This window comes from Nocardia sp. NBC_01329 (assembly GCF_035956715.1).
Lineage (GTDB): Bacteria > Actinomycetota > Actinomycetes > Mycobacteriales > Mycobacteriaceae > Nocardia.
The window spans coordinates 6010762-6029389 of record NZ_CP108381.1 but is presented as its reverse complement, the minus strand read 5'-3'; the positions used below and the strand labels follow the sequence as shown (position 1 = coordinate 6029389).

Genomic DNA, 18628 nt, shown 5'->3' with positions numbered 1-18628 from the left:
GATCACGCGACCCGTCGTGGATGTCGCGGCTCATGAGGCCGGTGACACCTGGCCGGCGTTCTTTCGCCCGAGCGCTGCGGCGGCGGCCACCGCTACCACCACGGCGGCAGCGACCGCGACACTTCCCACCACCGCCGATTCCGGCGAGTCCGCGAAACGAGCGACCCCGATCCACCCGAGTCCCCAGATCATGGCGAGAGCGAACGCGACCCGCCCGCCGCTGATGAAGGCCAATCCGACCCCGACAGCGGCGGCGATCACCAGCACCACCACCGCCCACGGCTCAGCGCCGAGACCGAGTTCACCGACGTCCCCGGCTTTCAACGCGGCGGCGATATTCGCCACCGTCGCGATGACGACCCACCCGAGATACAGCCCCATCACGCCGTCGAGCAGCACGGCCTCGACCCAGCTCGCGGGACGCGAGCGCAGCAAGCGGGCGAAAATCACCGCCAGCGTTGCGAGGAGCGCGAGGATCACCACGACGCTGACGTAGACCCACCCGAGCTGCACTGTGGCGATCCACAGCACGTTCAGCAGCAGCGACAGGGCGATCAACCACCACACGTCCCGTACCCGCGGGTTCCCGCGCTGCGCAGGTAACAGCTGCCAGACCGCGAGCGCGAGGAAACCGATGTACAACAGCGACCAGATGGCGAACGCTGTCCCGCCGGGAGCGACGAAGGTGGCATCGGCCGCGAGCGCCCCATCGGCGGCCTCGGCGATCGGTGTACCGCCCAGCGCGCCCGAACCGATCACCGCGGCGATCACCGCTAGCACGGCAGCCACCGCGAGCAGTACCTGACTGGGGATATCGGAGGACCGGTCCGTCATGTAGCGCGAATGCCCGCTCGCGGGGTATTCAACCACCGGCTCGAGAGTCGGCCCGGCGTTGGCTCACCGGCGCGCTTCCAGGGCCTCGTGCAGCGTGACCGCCCACTGGTGCACGATCTGTTTTCGACGGGCCGAATCATCGGTCAGTACATCGGCCAACCCCAGGCCGCGAGCCAGGTCGAGCGTGGCCTGGACCAGGTGATGGGTGACCGGGTCGGAGTCGTCGACTCCCAACTCTTGGACGGCGCGGTGGTGTGCACCGCGGCCGAAACGGGACTCGAGGGGAACGATACTTTCGCGCAGAGCGGGATCGGCTGCGGCGTGCGTCCACACTTGCAGGGCCGCTTTGAAGAGCCGGCTCGTGTAGGACTCGACCAGGCCGGCGACCACGGCCTCGGTGCGGGCGAAACCTGGTTCGGTGGTCGCCGTGGTCACCGCCCCGGCGTTGCGGGTGTCGAACATGTGGGTGAGGGCGGCGGTGATGAGGTCTTCCCGGGTCGGGAAATGATGCTGGGCGGCTCCCCGGGACACCCCGGCCCGTTCGGCGACCACCGCTACTGTGGCCGCCGCCCAACCCTTTTCGGCCAGGCAGTCGATGGTCGCCTCGAGGAGCCGCTGCCGGGTGGCCCGGCTGCGGTCCTGTTTGGGTTCGTGGGGTGTCGCCATAGCGGCCTATTCTGCCGAGACCGATTCGACGGTCGGGACGGCCCAGCGGGGTGGGCGGCGTTGCAGGAACGCGGTCATGCCCTCGATCACTTCCTCGGTGCCGAAGAAACTGCCCGAGCGGGTGGCCAATTCGTCGGCGGAGCGATCGAATTCGGCGAGGATCGGCGCGGTGGTGAGTCGTTTGCTCTCCGCGAGACCCTGCGGGGAGCTCTTGCGCAGTTCGTCCAGCAGTTCGGCCACCCGGGCGCTGGGATCGCTGGTGGCCAGGGTTATCAGGCCGATGCGCTCGGCGGTGTCGGCGTCGAACTTCTCGCCGGTCAGGAAGTATCGGTCGGCGGCGCGCGGCGCCATCCGCGGCAGCAGGGTCAACGAGATGACGAAGGGGGCCAAGCCGAGGCGAGCCTCGGTGAGCGCGAAACTGCTGGACAGACCCGCGACGGCGATATCGCAGGCCGCGAGCAGTCCCATACCGCCGGCCCGCACGTTTCCGTCCACCCGCGCGATAACGGGTTTCGGAAGTTCGAGGATGGTGCGCAATAACCGCACCATCCATCGGGTGCGGATATCGGCGGCGGCGGCGGGGTCGGCGTCCACCGCTTCTTTCAGGTCCGCCCCCGCGCAGAAGGTATTGCCGGTATGGGTGAGGACCACGCCCCGCACCTGCGGATCGGCGGCCGCGCGTTCCAACCCCTCCAGCAGTTCGGTCACCAGACGCGCGGAGATGGCGTTGCGGTTGTGCGGGGAGTCGAGGGTGAGGGTGGCGAACCCGTCCTCGACGGCGTAGTCCACAAAACGGGTCTCGGTTCCGGTCACGGCGGTCCTGCCTTTCCGGACGGGCCGGGGCAGGGCCCCGGCTCGTCGAAGTGCTCAGTAGGACTTCGGCAGGCCCAGCGAATGCTGGGCGACGAAGTTGAGGATCATTTCCCGGCTCACCGGGGCCACCCGCGCGATCCGGGCGGCGCCGAGCATTGCGGCCAGACCGTATTCGGAGGTGAGGCCCGCCCCGCCGTGGGTCTGGATGGCCTGGTCGAGGGCTTTGATACTGGCTTCCGCCGCCGCGTATTTGGCCATGTTCGCGGCCTCGGCGGCACCCATCTCGTCACCGGCGTCGTAGAGGGTGGCGGCCTTGAGCATCATCAGCCGGGCGAGTTCCAGTTCGATCTTCACTTGCGCCAGCGGATGCGAAATACCCTGGTGCGCACCGATCGGGGTCTTCCAGACGATGCGTTCCCTGGCGTATTCCACCGCCCGGTCGATGGCGTAGCGGCCGACGCCGACCGCCATGGCGGCACCCATGATCCGCTCCGGGTTCAGGCCCGCGAACAGTTGCATGAGGGCGGCGTCCTCTTTGCCGACCAGCGCGGTGGACGGCAGCCTGACATCGTCGAGGAACAGCGTGAACTGGTGATCCGGTTCGATGATGTCCATTTCCTGCGGAGTCTTCTCGAAACCGGGCGCGTCGGTGGGGACGATGAACAGGGCGGGCTTGAGCTTGCCCGTCTTGTGGTCTTCGGTGCGGGCGACGATCAGTACCGCCTCGGCCTGGTCGACGCCGGAGATGAAGATCTTGCGGCCGGTGAGCAGCCAGTCGTCACCGTCGCGGCGGGCGGTGGTGGTGATCTGGTGCGAATTGGAGCCGGCGTCGGGTTCGGTGATACCGAAAACCATCTTGGCCGAACCGTCGGCGAGCTTCGGCAGCCATTCGGATTTTTGTTCGTCGGTGCCGTATTTGGTGATGATGGTCCCGCAGATAGCCGGGGAGACCACCATGAGCAGCAGGCCCGCGCCCTGCGCGGACAGTTCTTCCATCACCAGCGCCAGCTCGTACATACCGGCACCGCCGCCGCCGTATTCCTCCGGCAGGTTCACCCCGAGGAAACCGAGCTTGCCCGCTTCGTTCCAGAGCTCGTCGAGGGGCTGGTTGTCACGCGCCTTCGGCAGTACATAGTCGCGGTAACTGTATTTGGCGGCGAGCCCGGCAACAGCGGCACGCAACTCTTTGCGTTCGTCGGATTCGATGAAGCTCATTGCTCACTCCTGGTTTTCGGCGGCGGGATCCACCACGGCGAGAACGGTGCCGACCTCGACCTGCCGGCCGACCTCGACATTGACGGCACTGAGCACCCCGGCCACCGGAGCGGCGACGGTGTGCTCCATCTTCATAGCCTCCAGCCACAGGATCGGCTGCCCGGCGGTGACGGTGCTGCCGACCTCGGCGCCCAGCCGGATCACACTGCCCGGCATGGGCGCCAGCAGCGAACCGGTGGCGATCTGGTCGGCCGGATCGGTGAAGCGCGGCAGCCGCCGCACTGTCACCGGACCGAGCGCGGAATCGACACAGACGAGGTCGTCGTAGCGGGCGACGGCGAACTGCCGCCGCACCGGACCGTGTTCGCCGGGTACCGCCAGCACCACCTCACCCGGAGTGGCCGTGATCAACTCCAGCCCCGCGAGATCCGCCACCTCGACGCCGGTCCGGGTGAACCGGTAGTCGATCTCGTGGGTGCCGGTGCTGCGGCTCTCGTAGGATTTGCGCTGCGACTGCGCGGGCAGATTGCGCCAGCCGTTCGGGATACCGGCGACCACACCGGCACCCGCGCGGTTGGCGGCCGATTCGGCCAGCGCGGCCGCGACGATCGAGAGTTTCTCGTCGGCGTCGGTGAGCACGGGTGCGGCCAGCGCAGCCAGGCCGTGGGTGGCGAAGAACGCGGTATCGGTGTCTCCGGCGAGGAATGCCGGATGGCGCAGCACCCGGACCAGCAGATCGCGATTGGTGACGAGACCGTGGATCCGGGCGCGCTGCAACGCTGCGGCCAGTAGCCGGGCGGCCTCGTCGCGGGTACGGCCGTAGGAGATGACCTTGGCGAGCATCGGGTCGTAGTGCACACCGACCACGGAACCGTCCACCACACCGGAGTCCAGCCGGACGCCGGGCCGGGTGGGAAGATCGAATTCCGTCAGCACCGACGGGATCTCGATGTGATGCACCGTCCCGCTCTGCGGCTGCCAATCCTGTGCGGGATCCTCGGCGTAGAGGCGGACCTCGATCGAATGTCCGCGCATGGCCGGGGGTTCGGGGTCGAGCCGGGCACCCCGCGCGATGTCGAGCTGGAGCGCGACGAGATCGAGACCGGTGGTGCACTCGGTGACCGGGTGTTCCACCTGGAGCCGGGTGTTCATTTCCAGGAAGTAGAACTCCCCGGCCTCGTCGGCGAGGAACTCGACCGTTCCGGCGCCGGTGTAGCCGATAGCGGCGGCGGCCTGGCGGGCCGCGTCGAAGAGCCGAGCCCGCATACCGTTCTCCACCGAGCCGGCACCGTCGATACGCTCCACCAGCGGTGCGGGCGCTTCCTCGACGACTTTCTGGTGGCGGCGCTGGATCGAGCACTCCCGTTCGCCGACCGCCCAGATGGTGCCGTGCGTATCGGCCATCACCTGGACCTCGATATGGCGGCCGGTCTCCAGATAACGCTCGCAGAAGACGGTCGGATCGCCGAACGCCGATTCGGCTTCCCGCCGGGCCCCGGCCAGCTGGTCGGGGAGCTCGGCCAGGGTGCGCACCACACGCATACCGCGACCACCACCACCGGCCGAAGCCTTGATCAGCACGGGCAGCTGCGCTTCGGTGACTTCGTCCGGGTCGAGTTCGGCCAGCACCGGCACTCCGGCGGCGTCCATCATCTTCTTGGCCGCGACCTTGGAACCCATCTCCTCGATCGCGGTGGCCGGCGGCCCGATCCAGACCAACCCGGCGGCTTGCACCGCCCGCGCGAATTCCGCGTTCTCGGACAGGAATCCGTAACCGGGGTGGATCGCGTCGGCGCCCGCGGCCTGCGCGGCGGCGATGATCAGATCTGCGCGCAGATAGGTCTGCGCCGGGGTGCTGCCGGGCAGCCGGACCGCGGCGTCGGCCTCGGCCACATGCGGCGCGTCGGCGTCGGCGTCGGAATAGACGGCGACCGTGCCCAAGCCCGTCCGACGGCAGGTGGCGAAGATCCGACGAGCGATCTCACCCCGATTGGCGACCAGGACACTGCTGATGAGCTGCTGTGAATTCGTCACGTCCGGCCTCACATTCGGAAGACGCCGAAGGATTCGGCGCCCTGGACAGGAGCAGTGTGGATGGCCGACAGGGCCATTCCCAGCACTGTGCGGGTATCGCGCGGGTCGATGACCCCGTCGTCGTAGAGCCGGCCGGACATGAACATCGCCAGCGATTCCGCCTCGATCTGAGCTTCCACCATGGCGCGCATCCCGGCGTCGGCCTCTTCGTCGAACGCCTGCCCGCGGGCTTCGGCGGACGCGCGGCCGACGATGGAGATCACCCCGGCCAGCTGCGCACCACCCATCACCGCGGATTTGGCGCTGGGCCAGGCGAAGACGAACCGGGGGTCGTAGGCCCGGCCGCACATGCCGTAGTGGCCGGCACCGTAGGAGGCGCCCATCAGTACGGAGATGTGCGGGACCTTGGAATTGGATACCGCGTTGATCATTTGGGCACCGTGTTTGATGATGCCCTTCTGCTCGTATTCCTTACCGACCATATAGCCGGTGGTGTTGTGCAGGAACAGCAGCGGGGTGTTCGTCTTGTTGGCCAGCTGGATGAACTGGGTGGCCTTCTGTGATTCCTCGGAGAACAGCACACCGCGGGCGTTGGCGAGGATGCCCACCGGATACCCGTGCAGGTCGGCCCAGCCGGTGACCAGGCTGGACCCGTAACGCGGTTTGAACTCGTCGAAATCGGAGCCGTCGACGATCCGGGCGATCACCTCACGCGGATCGAACGGGATCTTGAGATCGGGTGGGACGATGCCGAGTAGTTCGTCCGGATCGTAGAGCGGTTCGAGTACCGAGGGGCGCGGCGCCGGACCCTGCTTCTTCCAGTTCAGCCGTGCGACTATGCGCCGGCCGATCCGGATCGCGTCCTGTTCGTCGAGCGCGTAGTAATCGGCCAGACCCGAGACCCGGGCGTGCATTTCCGCACCACCGAGCGATTCGTCGTCGGACTCCTCACCGGTGGCCATCTTCACCAGCGGCGGACCGCCCAGGAACACCTTGGAGCGTTCCTTGATCATCACCACGTGATCGGACATACCCGGGATGTAGGCGCCACCGGCGGTGGAGTTGCCGAAGACCAGCGCGATGGTCGGGATTCCGGCCGCCGAGGCCTGGGTGAGGTCACGGAACATCCGTCCGCCGGGGACGAAAACCTCTTTCTGCGTGGGCAGATCGGCGCCGCCGGATTCCACCAGGGAGATCACCGGGAGCCGGTTCTCCCGGATGATGTCGTTGACCCGCAGCGTTTTCCGCAGCGTCCACGGGTTGGAGGTACCGCCACGCACGGTGGGGTCGGGGGCGACGATCATGCATTCCACGCCCTCGACGACGCCGATTCCGGCGACCGTGCTCGCGCCGACCTGGAATTCGCTGCCCCATGCCGCCAGCGGACACAGTTCGAGGAACGGGGAGTCCTCGTCGATGAGCAGTTCGATGCGCTCGCGGGCGGTCAGTTTGCCGCGTTTGCGGTGCCGGGCCAGTTTGTCCGGGCCACCGCCCGCGATGACCTTCTCGAATTCCACCTCGACCTCGGCGAGTTTCGCGGTCATGGCCTCGGCCGCCGCGGTGTACTCACCGGTGCCGGTGTCGAGGGTGCTGCGCAGTGTCGTCATGCCTGATACCCCAATCGTTTCGCGGCCAGGCCGGTGAGGATTTCGGTGGTGCCGCCGCCGATACCGAGGATCCGCATATCGCGGTACTGGCGTTCGACCTCGGATTCGCGCATATAACCCAGCCCGCCGAACAACTGCACCGCCTGGTTGGCGACCCACTCACCGGATTCGACGGCGGTGTTCTTGGCGAAGCACACCTCGGCGATGAGATCGGTTTCCCCGGCGGCGGCGCGGGCGGCGACATCACGGGTGTACACCCGGGCGATATCGATCCGGCGCGCCATCTCGGTGACGGTGTTCTGCACAGCTTGCCGGCTGATGAGCGGACGGCCGAAGGTCTCTCGATTGCGCACCCAGTCCAGAGTGAGGTCCAGGCAGCGTTGCGCGCTGGAATACGCCTGCACGGCAAGGCCCACCCGCTCGCTGACGAACGCGCCCGCGATCTGCAGGAAACCGGAGTTCTCCGGCCCCACCAGATTCGATACCGGCACCCGGACATCCTGGTAGGACAGCTCCGCGGTATCGGAGGCCCGCCAGCCCATCTTGTCCAGTTTCCGGCCGACCGTGAACCCGGGTGTGCCCTTCTCGACCACCAGCAGCGAGACACCCGCCGATCCGGGACCGCCGGTGCGGACGGCGGTCACCACGAAATCGGCGCGACAGCCGGAGGTGATGTAGGTCTTGGCGCCGTCGACGACGTAGTGGTCGCCGTCGCGGCGGGCGGTGGTGGTCAGATGGCCGACATCGGAGCCGCCGCCGGGTTCGGTGATGGCCAGTGCGCCGATCTTCTCCCCGGCCAGGGTCGGTTTCACCCAGCGTTCGATCTGCTCGGCATCACCCGCGCCGATGAGATGCGGTACGGCGATACCGCAGGTGAACAGGGAGGCGAACAGACCGCCGGAGACACCCGCGTAGTGCAGTTCCTCGCAGACGATCGCGCCGTCGATACCGTCGCCGCCGGCTCCGCCCGCGGCCTCGGGGAACTGGATACCCAACAGGCCCAGCGCACCCGCCTTCTTGTGCAGTTCACGCGGGATCTCCCCGTCGCGTTCCCAGCCGTCGAGGTGGGGCAGGATCTCGCGTTCGGCGAACGCGCGCACGGTCGCACGCAGTTCGCGGCGCTCCGGCGTGTTCCAGACAGTGCTCACGGCAGCAACTCCAACGGTATGTCGAGATAACGGGACCGCAGCCATTCGCCGAGTCCCTTCGCCTGCGGATCGAATCGGGCCTGATAGGCCACGCCTTCACCGAGCAGACCGGAGATCAGGAAGTTCAGGGCGCGCAGGTTCGGCAGCACATGCCGGGTGATCTCCAGCGTCGCGGTCTCGGGGAGCAGTTCGCGCAGCCGGTCGACCGTGAGTGTGTGCGCCAGCCAACGCCACTGATCTTCGGTGCGCACCCAGACGCCGATATTGGCGTCGCCCCCTTTGTCACCGCTGCGGGCCAGGGCGATCGCGCCGAGCGGCACCCGCTTCGTCGGCCCGGACGGAAGTGGTTCGGGGAGTTCGGGTTCCGGGACCTCGGTCAGTTCCCGGGTCTCCGACGGCGCCCCGACCGGCACCTGGCAACCTGCCGGGCGATGCGCGGCATGGGGAACCTCGGCCGCGTCGACGTACCCTGGGCGGTAGACGCCGTAGGGCGAACCGTTACCGGGCGGGGCGGTGAAACTGCATCCCGGATAGCTGGCCAACGCGAGTTCGACGGCGACGCTGGAGAACGCGCGACCCACCTTGTTCGGATCGGGATCGCGAACCACACAGCGCAGCAGGGCGCTGGCCTGCTCCTCGGTTTCGGCGTCGGAGCGGTCCAGCCGCGCCAGGGTCCAGTCCAGTTCGGCCGGGCGCTGCGGCAACCAGGACTCCAGTTGCCGGCGCGCCAGTGCGGCCTTCTCCTCGATATCGAGACCGGTGAGGATGAACTCCATCTCGTTGCGGAAGCCGCCGAGAGTGTTCAACGAGACCTTCAGCGTCGGCGGCGGCGGCTCGCCCTCGACCCCCCGGATCGACACGCGGTCCGGGCCGTCGGCCGCGAGTTCGACCGTATCGAGCCGGGCGGTGACATCGGGCCCGGCGTAGCGCGCGCCCTGGATCTCGTACATGAGCTGCGCCGCCACCGTATCGACGGTGACCGCGCCGCCGGTGCCCGCGTGTTTGGTGATCACGCTGCTACCGTCCGCGCGGATCTCCGCCAGCGGGAACCCGGGACGGCCGAGATCGGGGAGTTCGGTGAAGAACGCGAAATTGCCACCGGTGGCCTGGGTACCGCATTCGATCACATGACCGGCCACCACCGCACCGGCCAACCGGTCGTAATCGCTGCGTTTCCAGCCGAAATGGGCGGCGGCCGGGCCCACCACCACCGAAGCGTCGGTGACCCGTCCGGTGACCACCACATCCGCGCCCGCCTCCAGGCATTCGGCGATACCCCAGGCCCCCAGGTAAGCGTTGGCGGTGAGCGGCGACCCGAGCTCCAGTTCGGCGGTACGGCCGGTGAGGTCGTCGCCGTCCACATATCCGACCCGCACCTCCAGACCGAGCCGGACCGCCAGGTCCTGTACCTTCTCGGCCAGCGCCGCTGGATTCAAGCCCCCGGCATTGGTGACGATCTGAACATCGCGGTCCAGCGCCAGGCCGAGGCAGTCCTCGAGCTGGCGCAGAAAGGTCTTGGCGTAGCCGAGGCCGGGGTCCTTCATCCGGTCGCGGCCCAGGATCAACATGGTCAGTTCGGCGAGATAGTCGCCGGTCAGTACATCGAGCTGCCCGCCCTCGAGCATTTCGCGCATCGCGCCGAACCGGTCGCCGTAGAACCCGGAACAGTTACCGATCCGGATCAGGCCGGGATCGGCAGCCAGACCACTCATCAGCGGTTTCGCCTCCTAGCGCGGCACCGGGCAGGGTCGCCGATATGCGCCCGTGGCTGTCCGCGTTCCGCCCCAGCATCACAGGGGCCAGGTAAAAAATCAAGCACGCGTGCTTGTTAATTCCGAGCCCGGCGATCCCGGTCTATTGACCTCGAGTGGGCTTGAGGTTTAATACTGCCTGCATGAGTTCGATCAACAGCCCAGAGTCCACTTCGACACAGGGGCCGCCGCTCCTTTCGGTCGAGGACGAGCGTGCCATTCGTGACCTGGTGGCCCTCGCCGACCGTTCCCAGACCGACGCCGCCGTACTCCCCGGCCTGCACACCGATACAACGGCGATCGTCAACTTATACGGACGCCGGCTCCTCGGGCGCGATACCTTCGAGGCGGCGATGAGCGCGGCCCTGGACAGCGGACTCGGGGATGTCCGCACCAGCGTCGAGGTGCTCGACATCCGACCCCTCACCGCCGACGCCGCCCTCGTCAGCTGCATCAAAACGGTGCACGACCAGCGTCCAGGAGCTGAGCTGATCCCGCCGACCACCGGCGCCCTGACCTACGTGACAGTCCGGACTTCGACTGGCTGGAAGATCGGCCTCGCCCAGACGACCCCCATCGCCTCGGACTGACAGATCGCCCCACATCGCAATGGCCACGGCGATTCAATCCAACCGAGAGGAGAAGCCGACCCCATTACGAGCGGCGTCCGGACCGTCCGGACCCCTGACTCCACCGATATCGCCCCCGGTGAGCGGGGACGCGGCCACCACCTTGCGCAATCGGCGGGCGCGTCGGCTCGTCACCGAGTTCGGCAAGCAGTTCCCGACGCCGATCGGTCGAGATTTCGCGCCGGTCGCGATAGCTAAGCGCGCCCTCCATCGCCCAGAGCATCTCGCGATCGAGACCCAGCACCCCGGCGGCGCGCATGCGACGGTATGCCGCGCATGCGACGGTATGCCTCGACCGGACCGACTTCCGCGAGGTCGTCGAGACTCGATACATCGGCTCGGGCGAGCATGCCGGCGGCAGCCCGACCGAGCTGGTAGCTGCTGCCCTGCCATTCGCGAATCCGTAGCTGGGCGTCGCCGCGAACGCGTTCCGCCTCCCGCCACACGGCCGGTCGGAGGGCGTCGTCGCTGGTAGGCGGACAGGGACGAGCGAGGACCTGCGCGCGAGCACGGGCGGCCACACTCACCATGGGACGAAAACGCCGGAAGATCTGCACTTCGCCCTCGTACCCGTGGTCCCAGGAGCCCAGGTATGTGTAATCGGTGCCCCACCGGTCGCTCGGATCGAGACCGGCCGACTGCAACGCCCAGCTGCGGGCTTCGTCCGGAGTGCCGGGGGTGAGGACGAGCAGTCCGCAACGACGCGCGACCCTGCCCGTGTCCTTGCGGTAGCGCTCGCGATCTCGCCGACTCTCGACAGCTTCGGGTTCGAGCGCCCGGTCCAAGCCGAAAGTACGCCAGCGCACCGTGCCGTCCGGGTGCCGCAGGGGCAATCGGCTGCGCATTCGCCGGGCCGCACGATCGTCGAAACGGGTGCACCAGCCGGGAACCAGCACGATCGGGTCGGCCGGATCGGCATCGAACGGATTCGGGGTGAGAAACGGACGATCGATGAGCACGACGGTGCCGGGCCGAGCCTGATACGACAGCCCCCACAGCAATCGCGCCAGCAGCCGGGCACCGTGGTCATCGGAGAGTACGTGCCAGGTTTCGTGAAAACGGTTCGTGCTGAAACGGGCACGTGTACCGGGCCGAAGGGTGATGACCGTGCGGACGCGATCCGACCACTGCACCGAATGTCGGTGCAGTTTCAGGCCGTCCGTGACAGCACTGGCGGTGGCCGGACGTTGCTGCTTCATAGATGTTCACGAGACCACAGCGATCACCGGCCCGGCAAGCGATAAATCATGACCGCCGTCCTTCCGGGAAGCGGTCACTTCATCCGAGTGGCGACCAGCGATAACCGCCCCACCTCTATCCGGCGAGCCCAGCCGACCCGCCAGGGCAGATGAGAACCGGCACCCGCCCCCGACCCGCGCCGATGCGAGGACCAGGCACAATAGGGCTCCGTGTCCACCGATGTCGCCGTAGTGCTGCTGTTCACCCTCGCCGGATTTCTCATCGGCGGCGCCTACACCACCTGGAAGACCGCCCGGCCGCTGTCGATCGGGCTGGGCGTCTGCGCCGTACTCGCGGCCGTGGGAGCGGTGTTCTGGTTGCTCTGACAGGTTTCCGACGCACCCTCAGTGTCAACACTCAGAGCACGGCGCGCTGCGCGACAGGGCGGAAACGCGGTGAATCAGAGCCCGGGTCTGCGACCGGATTCCACCGGCTACCTCCCTGGCACCGCCGGAAAACGCGTCGGCCGTGCCGCTCTGCGCCGGGCACGGCCGGCGCGCCTTCCTCTCCGATCGGTTCGACGGCCGGGTCAGTCGGCTTCCAGCAGTGCGGCCTTCAGCTCACGCGCTGCGGCTTCCGGATCGTCGGCGGCGGTGATCGCACGCACCACCACTACCCTTTCGACGCCCGCGGCCAGCACCTCGGGGAGCGTCACGCCGTCGATACCACCGATCGCGAACCACGGGCGGGTGGGCCCCGCGGCTGCGGTTTCGCGCACCAGATCCAGCCCCGCGGGCGTACGCCCGGGTTTGGTGGGTGTGGCCCACACCGGGCCGGTGCAGAAATAGTCGATATTCTCGTCGGCCGCGGCCAGCCGGGCCTGGTCCCGGTCGTGCGTGGACCGTCCGATCACCACATCCGGACCGAGGATCTTGCGGGCGTACCAGGGCGGCAGGTCATGCTGACCCAGGTGCAGCACATCGGCGCTCGCCGCCAGCGCGATATCGGCGCGGTCGTTCACCGCGAGCAGCGCGCCGTGGCGGCGGGCGGCCGCCTTCAGTTCGGCGAGAGCCGCCAGTTCCCCCTTGGCCTCGAGCGGACCGTACTGCCGCTCCCCGGGCGACCCCTTGTCGCGGAGCTGGACGATATCGACACCACCGGCCAGCGCCGCTTCCACGAACTCGGCCAGATCCCCCTTTTCCCGGCGGGCGTCGGTACACAGGTACAGCCGGGCGGTGGTGAGGCGGTCGCGCGGGGGCAGCGGTCGGCGAGGGGAGGACGGTTGCACAACTGCCACGGTAACCGCGCTAACGTGGAGAAGTTGCAGGAGGTGGAACCCCGAGGAGGTGGCACAGGTGAGCGAACCTGCCACCGACTCGACCCTGGCTGTCGTCGGCGGCGGTGTGATCGGGCTGGCCGTGGCCTGGCGGGCCGCCGCGGCGGGCTGGACTGTCACCCTGTTCGATCCGGCCGTGGGAACCGGCGCCTCATGGGTGGCCGGGGGGATGCTCGCACCGCTGTCGGAGGGCTGGCCCGGTGAGGACGCGGTGCTGGAATTCGGTGCCACCGCCCTGGCGCACTGGCCCGATTTCGCGGCTCGGCTCGAGGCTGTCACCGGCGTCGATGTGTTCGTCGCCGCCGAGACCCTGACCGTCGCGCAGGATGCCGCCGATGCCGCCGACCTACGCACTGTCGCCGATTGGGTGGGCAAGCGCGGGCACGAACTGCGAGTGCTGGACCGGGCCGGAGTCCGCGAACTGGAACCAGCGCTGGCCCGTACGGTCCGCGCGGGCCTGCTCGCCCCCACCGAACCGGCCGTCGACAACCGCCGCCTGGTGACAGCCCTGCGCAAAGCGGTGGCCGAGGCAGGGGTGACCGTGCGTCCGGAGCGAATCGACGATCTCACCGGCCTCGCGCAACAGCAGGTGGTACTGGCCGCCGGGGCGGCGTCGGCCGAACTGTGGCCCGGCCTGCCTGTCCGGCCGGTGAAAGGTGAGATCCTGCGGCTGCGGCACCGGCCCGGCGCGCAACCCCCGCCGACCCGGGTCGTCCGCGCCCGGGTCCACGGCCGGCCCGTGTACTTCGTACCCCGCGCCGACGGACTGGTGCTCGGCGCCACCCAGTACGAGGCCGGTTTCGACACCGCGGTCACCGTCGCCGGGGTCCGCGACCTGATCGGTGACGCCGAAACCGTGCTGCCCGGTATCGGGGAATACGAACTGGCCGAGGCCCAGGCCGGGTCGCGCCCCGGCTCCCCCGACAATCTTCCGCTCGTCGGGCGGCTCTCCGACCGCGTGATAGCGGCCACCGGGCACGGCCGCAACGGCATGCTGACCAGCGCGCTCACCGCCGACGCGGTAGTGGCCGAGCTCCGCGGGAAACCGCTGGCCGCGGCCGCCGCGGCCGATCCGCAGCGGTTCACAGCGTCCGCACCTTCAGGAGGTAGTCGATGACACAGTCGTCAACACAAGGGTCACCGGCGCACGGATCGTCCGTGCCGATCGGGGTCACGGTGAACGGGATCGACCACGAATTCACCGAACAGCTCACCGTCCGCGAACTGCTCGAGCGTCTCGAGCTGCCGCGCCAGGGCGTGGCACTGGCGGTCGACGGGGCCGTGTTCCCGCGCTCGCGCTGGGACGAACCGGTGGGTCGCGGCTGGGAGATCGATGTGCTCACGGCGGTCCAGGGTGGCTGACGACGCGCTACGGATCGCCGACCGCACCTTCGGCTCCCGGCTGATCATGGGCACCGGCGGCGCGGAGAACCTGACCGTGCTGGAGGAAGCCCTGCTCGCCTCCGGTACGGAACTGACCACCGTCGCCATGCGCCGGGTCGATGCCGCGGGCGGTACCGGCGTGCTCGATCTGTTGAAACGGCTCGATATCACGCCGCTGCCCAATACCGCGGGCTGCCGGACCGCGGCCGAGGCGGTTCTCACCGCCCAGCTGGCCGCCGAGGCCCTGGACACCAGGTGGGTCAAACTCGAGGTGATCGCCGACGACCGGACCCTGCTGCCCGATCCGATCGAGTTGATCGATGCGGCCGAACAGCTGGTGGACGCCGGTTTCACCGTGCTCCCCTACACCAACGACGACCCCGCGCTCGCCCGGCGGCTGGAGGACGCGGGCTGCGCGGCGGTGATGCCGCTGGGTTCCCCGATCGGCACCGGCCTGGGTATCGGCAATCCGCACAATATCGAGATGATCGTGAGCCGCGCCCAGGTGCCGGTGATCCTGGACGCCGGGATCGGGACCGCCAGCGACGCCGCCCTCGCGATGGAACTCGGCTGCTCGGCGGTACTGCTGGCCACCGCGGTGACCCGAGCCGAGCATCCCGCGCTGATGGCCGCGGCCATGGCCGACGCGGTACGGGCCGGTTACCGGGCGCGGGCGGCGGGCCGCATCCCGAAGCGGTTCTGGGCCCAGGCGTCCTCACCGGGGCGGTAGCTCCCCGAGGCCGGACCAGCCGCGAGTAGGTGGCGAGCCGGGGCCGGGTCATCCTCCAGGATGAGTACCGATGGCGACCATCGGGCGACGCGGGCCCGCCCGGGGATAGGGCATGCTGGTCGTCATGATCGAAGTCCGGGGCTTGACCAAGCATTACGGGCAGACCGTCGCGGTCCAGGATCTGACCTTCACGGTGAAACCGGGTCAGGTCACCGGATTTCTCGGACCCAACGGCGCCGGTAAATCCACCACTATGCGCATGATCCTCGGCCTGGATCGCCCCACCGCGGGCAGCGCGCTCGTCAACGGCAGACCGTACGGGCAGCTGAAGCATCCGTTACGTGAGGTCGGCGCGCTGTTGGACGCGAAATGGGTGCATCCCAACCGTTCGGCGCGGGCTCATCTGGAATGGATGGCGGCCTCCAACGGGTTGCCGAAATCCCGGGTGGAGGAGGTGTTGCGCCTGGTGGGCCTCTCCGAGGTCGCCGGTAAATCGGCCGGTGGGTTCTCCCTCGGCATGTCACAGCGGCTCGGTCTGGCCGGTGCGCTGCTGGGTGATCCGAAGGTCCTGCTGTTCGACGAGCCGGTCAACGGCCTCGACCCGGAGGGCATCCTCTGGATCCGGCGGTTCATGCAGCGGCTGGCCGCCGAGGGCCGCACCGTTCTGGTTTCCAGTCATCTGCTGTCGGAGATGGCACAGACGGCGGACCATCTGGTGGTCATCGGCCGCGGCCGGCTCATCTCCGATTCCACGACCTCGGAGTTCATCGAACGCGCGTCGGAGTCCTCGGTGCGGGTGCGCAGTCCACAGCTCGACGAGTTGCGCAGCCTGCTCACCTCCAACGGAATGACCGTGAAACAGAACGAGGGCAATGCCGACGGCGCGGCTCTGGTGGTGAACGGGGTAACCAGCGACGCGGTCGGCGCGCTGGCGGGTGAGCACAACATCACGCTTTTCGAACTTGCCCCGCAGCGAGGTTCGCTGGAGGAGGCGTTCATGCGGATGACCGGCGGGGATGTCCAATATCACGGTGAGGTCGGCCCGCAGGGAGATGTCGCGGCTGCCCCACTGGGCGGAGAACCGGCACAGCCGGTCGAGCCCAAGGTTCTCGGAGGTGCCAAGTAATGGGTGTTATCGCCGCGGAACGCATCAAACTCACTTCCACCCGGTCACCGTGGTGGTGCTCGGTGATCGTCGTGGCTCTCGCGGTCGGCTTCGCCGCCCTGTTCGGGTTGATCGGCCGGATCGCCGCCGACGACCCCCAGGCCTCCGGCGCGCCGGCCCTGACCGTGGACACGGCCTTTCTCGGGATCAGCGGGTTCGGGGTGATGGTGCTGGCCATCATGGCCACCCTGACCGTGACCAGCGAATACCGGTTCGGCATTATTCGCACCACCTTCCAGGCGGTACCCAATCGCCTGCTGGTGATCGGCACCAAAGCCGGCCTGGTCGGGCTGTACGCGGCCGCGCTGACCACCGTGCTGGCCTTCGCCGCGTACGCGGTGGCCAAAGCGGTGGCCGGGGATGCCGGATCCACGCTGGTCCTGGACGGCAACTGGCGGGCTCTGTACGCGATACCGATCCTCGCCTTCCTCAATGTGGTGCTCGCCATCGGTATCGGTGTGCTGGTCCGGCAGTCGGCCGCGGCGATCTCGTTGATCGTGCTCTGGCAGCTGATCGTCGAACCGCTGGTCGGAGCACTGGGTAAGGTGGGGCGTGAGATCAGCGCGTTCCTGCCGTTCCAGAACGCGAGCCGCTTCGCGCTGATGGACGAGTCGATGGCGTCGGGCAACTGGCACTGGGGTGCGTGGGGCAGCCTCATCTACTTCATCGCCTTCGTCGCACTCGTCACCGGCGTCGCATTGCTGGTGGTGAACCGGCGCGACGCCTGACCACAAACCACCCGAGCTGCTTCCCTCGCCGCTCGGGTAGTGGGTAGCGCGACCTTGTCGGGAGGATCGCGCGCCCCGCACGCCGACGACCACTGCCCGGTCGTCGGAGTGCACTTATCACCGGCCCGGCGCGGCGACGCGCCGGGCCGGTGGTCGTTATCACACAGATGACCGGGCGCGCTGATCACGGGCTCACCGGCAGGCCGCTTCTACGGAACTTGCCAAATATCTGTAACCATGCGTTCACCAGCAGACCGCCGGTCGTCGCTACGATCGGGTTCAGGCACCACACGTAATCCATCGGCGGACCCAACGGCGTGCCGCACTCCTCCGATAGAGAGGCGACAGGTGACGATTCTCAGCGTTCCCCCCGCGTCCGATCCCCTGAGATACCCTCGGGACGTGAACGAAAAGCCCGCCGGCCGTGCCGTACCGGAGCCGGAGGTCGACAGGGCCGCCGCGCCGGGCGCCGCTCACGCGACCGCGGACGAGATCAGGATCGGACTGACTCCCGTACCCGACAACGGCGAAGCCGTCGGCTCCGGCCGCCCACGCGTCCACCCGCTGTCCGCCCTGATGAACGTGGCGAACCAGCGTCCGGACGTGATCGAGGTGTTGCGCCGAGCCCGCCACCAGCTCCCCGGTGACCCCGCGTTCGGCGATCCGCTCTCGGTCACCGGGCCCGGCGGCGCCCGCGCCGTCGCACGTGCCGCCGACCGGCTGGTCGGTGACAACCCGAGCGCGGCCCGGGAGATCGGTTTCGGCGCACTACAGGTCTGGCAGGCGATGCTCGAACGCCTGGGCCGGGGTCAGGGCACCCAGGAGATGACGGTGATGTTCACCGATCTGGTCTCGTTCTCCTCCTGGTCGCTCACCGCGGGCGACGAAGCTACGCTGGATCTGCTGCGCAAGGTAGCCAAAGCCATCGAACCGCCCATCGCCGAACGCGGCGGTCAGGTGGTGAAACGGATGGGTGACGGCGTGATGGCGGTGTTCCCGTCCGCCGACCGGGCCGTCGCGGCCGCGATCGCGGCGAAACGCAACCTCGCCGATATCACCGCGGACAGTTACCGGCCCCGCATGCGGGTCGGCCTGCACACCGGTTCACCGCGGGAGATCGGCGGCGACTGGCTGGGTGTGGATGTCACCATCGCCGCCCGGGTGATGGAGGCGGGTGGCAACGGCAAGATGATGATCTCCGAGGCCACGCTGGCCGCGCTGGACCCGGAGACCTTGGACGAACTCGGGCACACCGCGCGCCCCTACCGCCGCAGTTTCTTCGCTGCCCCGCTCAGCGGAGTACCGGAGGATCTGCGGATCTACCGGGTCAGTTCGGCCTGATCAGCGGAGGCTGTTGCGGTCCAGCCAGTCGGAGACAGCGGCGGCGAGCAGGCTGGCCGCGCATATGCG

General features: G+C 68.4%; 19 protein-coding genes. 8 read left to right on the top strand and 11 right to left on the bottom strand.

Annotation, left to right across the window (positions count from 1 at the left end; all coding sequences use genetic code 11):
* Positions 1-30: 30 nt before the first annotated feature.
* The 8 genes from OG405_RS27355 to OG405_RS27320 are packed head-to-tail and all read right to left on the bottom strand — an operon-like array spanning position 31 to position 10029.
* Positions 31-870, bottom strand: a complete 840-nt coding sequence (locus OG405_RS27355) for a tryptophan-rich sensory protein (protein ID WP_327149276.1) — start codon at positions 868-870, stop codon at positions 31-33.
* 27 nt (positions 871-897) lie between these two features.
* Positions 898-1500, bottom strand: coding sequence for a TetR/AcrR family transcriptional regulator (locus OG405_RS27350; RefSeq protein ID WP_327149275.1), 603 nt, complete (start codon positions 1498-1500; stop codon positions 898-900).
* A 6-nt stretch (positions 1501-1506) separates the two neighbouring features.
* A complete protein-coding gene (locus OG405_RS27345; RefSeq protein WP_327149274.1) occupies positions 1507-2313 on the bottom strand; it encodes an enoyl-CoA hydratase family protein in 807 nt (268 codons plus the stop codon).
* 54 nt (positions 2314-2367) lie between these two features.
* Entirely contained in the window at positions 2368-3528 is a 1161-nt protein-coding gene (locus tag OG405_RS27340) for an acyl-CoA dehydrogenase family protein (protein WP_327149273.1), read from the bottom strand.
* A gap of 3 nt (positions 3529-3531) precedes the next feature.
* Positions 3532-5562 carry an acetyl/propionyl/methylcrotonyl-CoA carboxylase subunit alpha gene (locus tag OG405_RS27335; protein WP_327149272.1) on the bottom strand — a complete coding sequence of 677 codons (2031 nt, stop codon included), beginning with the start codon at positions 5560-5562 and terminating at the stop codon, positions 3532-3534.
* A gap of 8 nt (positions 5563-5570) precedes the next feature.
* Positions 5571-7169, bottom strand: a complete 1599-nt coding sequence (locus tag OG405_RS27330) for an acyl-CoA carboxylase subunit beta (protein ID WP_327149271.1) — start codon at positions 7167-7169, stop codon at positions 5571-5573.
* A complete protein-coding gene (locus OG405_RS27325; protein ID WP_327149270.1) occupies positions 7166-8317 on the bottom strand; it encodes an acyl-CoA dehydrogenase family protein in 1152 nt (383 codons plus the stop codon). Before OG405_RS27325 ends, OG405_RS27330 begins: the two co-directional genes overlap by 4 nt.
* A complete protein-coding gene (locus OG405_RS27320; RefSeq protein ID WP_327149269.1) occupies positions 8314-10029 on the bottom strand; it encodes an acyclic terpene utilization AtuA family protein in 1716 nt (571 codons plus the stop codon). The genes OG405_RS27325 and OG405_RS27320 overlap by 4 nt, the downstream gene beginning before the upstream one ends.
* 182 nt (positions 10030-10211) lie before the next feature.
* Between OG405_RS27320 and OG405_RS27315 the strand changes: the two genes are divergently transcribed.
* Positions 10212-10658 (top strand): SgcJ/EcaC family oxidoreductase, encoded by a 447-nt coding sequence (locus OG405_RS27315; protein WP_327149268.1) that lies wholly within the window; start codon positions 10212-10214, stop codon positions 10656-10658.
* Between the two features lie 64 nt (positions 10659-10722).
* Here the strand turns inward: OG405_RS27315 and OG405_RS29315 are convergent, their stop codons facing one another.
* Entirely contained in the window at positions 10723-10956 is a 234-nt protein-coding gene (locus OG405_RS29315) for a hypothetical protein (RefSeq protein ID WP_442790622.1), read from the bottom strand.
* Positions 10892-11896: a hypothetical protein gene (locus tag OG405_RS27310; protein ID WP_327149267.1), complete on the bottom strand. Its 1005-nt coding sequence runs from the start codon at positions 11894-11896 to the stop codon at positions 10892-10894. The genes OG405_RS29315 and OG405_RS27310 overlap by 65 nt, the downstream gene beginning before the upstream one ends.
* A 210-nt stretch (positions 11897-12106) precedes the next feature.
* Here OG405_RS27310 and OG405_RS27305 point away from each other — a divergent pair, with 210 nt between their 5' ends.
* Positions 12107-12262, top strand: coding sequence for a hypothetical protein (locus OG405_RS27305; protein ID WP_327149266.1), 156 nt, complete (start codon positions 12107-12109; stop codon positions 12260-12262).
* A 203-nt stretch (positions 12263-12465) separates the two neighbouring features.
* On the opposite strand, the gene thiE is transcribed toward OG405_RS27305, so the two are convergent.
* Positions 12466-13164, bottom strand: coding sequence for a thiamine phosphate synthase (thiE, locus tag OG405_RS27300; RefSeq protein ID WP_327152551.1), 699 nt, complete (start codon positions 13162-13164; stop codon positions 12466-12468).
* Positions 13165-13231: 67 nt separating this feature from the next.
* Between thiE and thiO the strand changes: the two genes are divergently transcribed.
* The 6 genes from thiO (at position 13232) to OG405_RS27270 (ending at position 18559) form a co-directional block, all read left to right on the top strand.
* Positions 13232-14329, top strand: a complete 1098-nt coding sequence (thiO, locus tag OG405_RS27295; RefSeq protein WP_327149265.1) for a glycine oxidase ThiO — start codon at positions 13232-13234, stop codon at positions 14327-14329.
* Positions 14326-14574 carry a sulfur carrier protein ThiS gene (thiS, locus tag OG405_RS27290; protein ID WP_327149264.1) on the top strand — a complete coding sequence of 83 codons (249 nt, stop codon included), beginning with the start codon at positions 14326-14328 and terminating at the stop codon, positions 14572-14574. The genes thiO and thiS overlap by 4 nt, the downstream gene beginning before the upstream one ends.
* Before the next feature lie 46 nt (positions 14575-14620).
* A complete protein-coding gene (locus OG405_RS27285; protein ID WP_327152550.1) occupies positions 14621-15325 on the top strand; it encodes a thiazole synthase in 705 nt (234 codons plus the stop codon).
* 124 nt (positions 15326-15449) lie between these two features.
* Positions 15450-16451, top strand: a complete 1002-nt coding sequence (locus OG405_RS27280) for an ABC transporter ATP-binding protein (RefSeq protein ID WP_327152549.1) — start codon at positions 15450-15452, stop codon at positions 16449-16451.
* Complete coding sequence (locus OG405_RS27275) at positions 16451-17218, top strand: ABC transporter permease (protein ID WP_327149263.1); 768 nt, start codon at positions 16451-16453, stop codon at positions 17216-17218. The genes OG405_RS27280 and OG405_RS27275 overlap by 1 nt, the downstream gene beginning before the upstream one ends.
* Positions 17219-17794: 576 nt before the next feature.
* Positions 17795-18559, top strand: coding sequence for an adenylate/guanylate cyclase domain-containing protein (locus OG405_RS27270; RefSeq protein ID WP_327152548.1), 765 nt, complete (start codon positions 17795-17797; stop codon positions 18557-18559).
* Positions 18560-18628 lie beyond the last annotated feature (69 nt).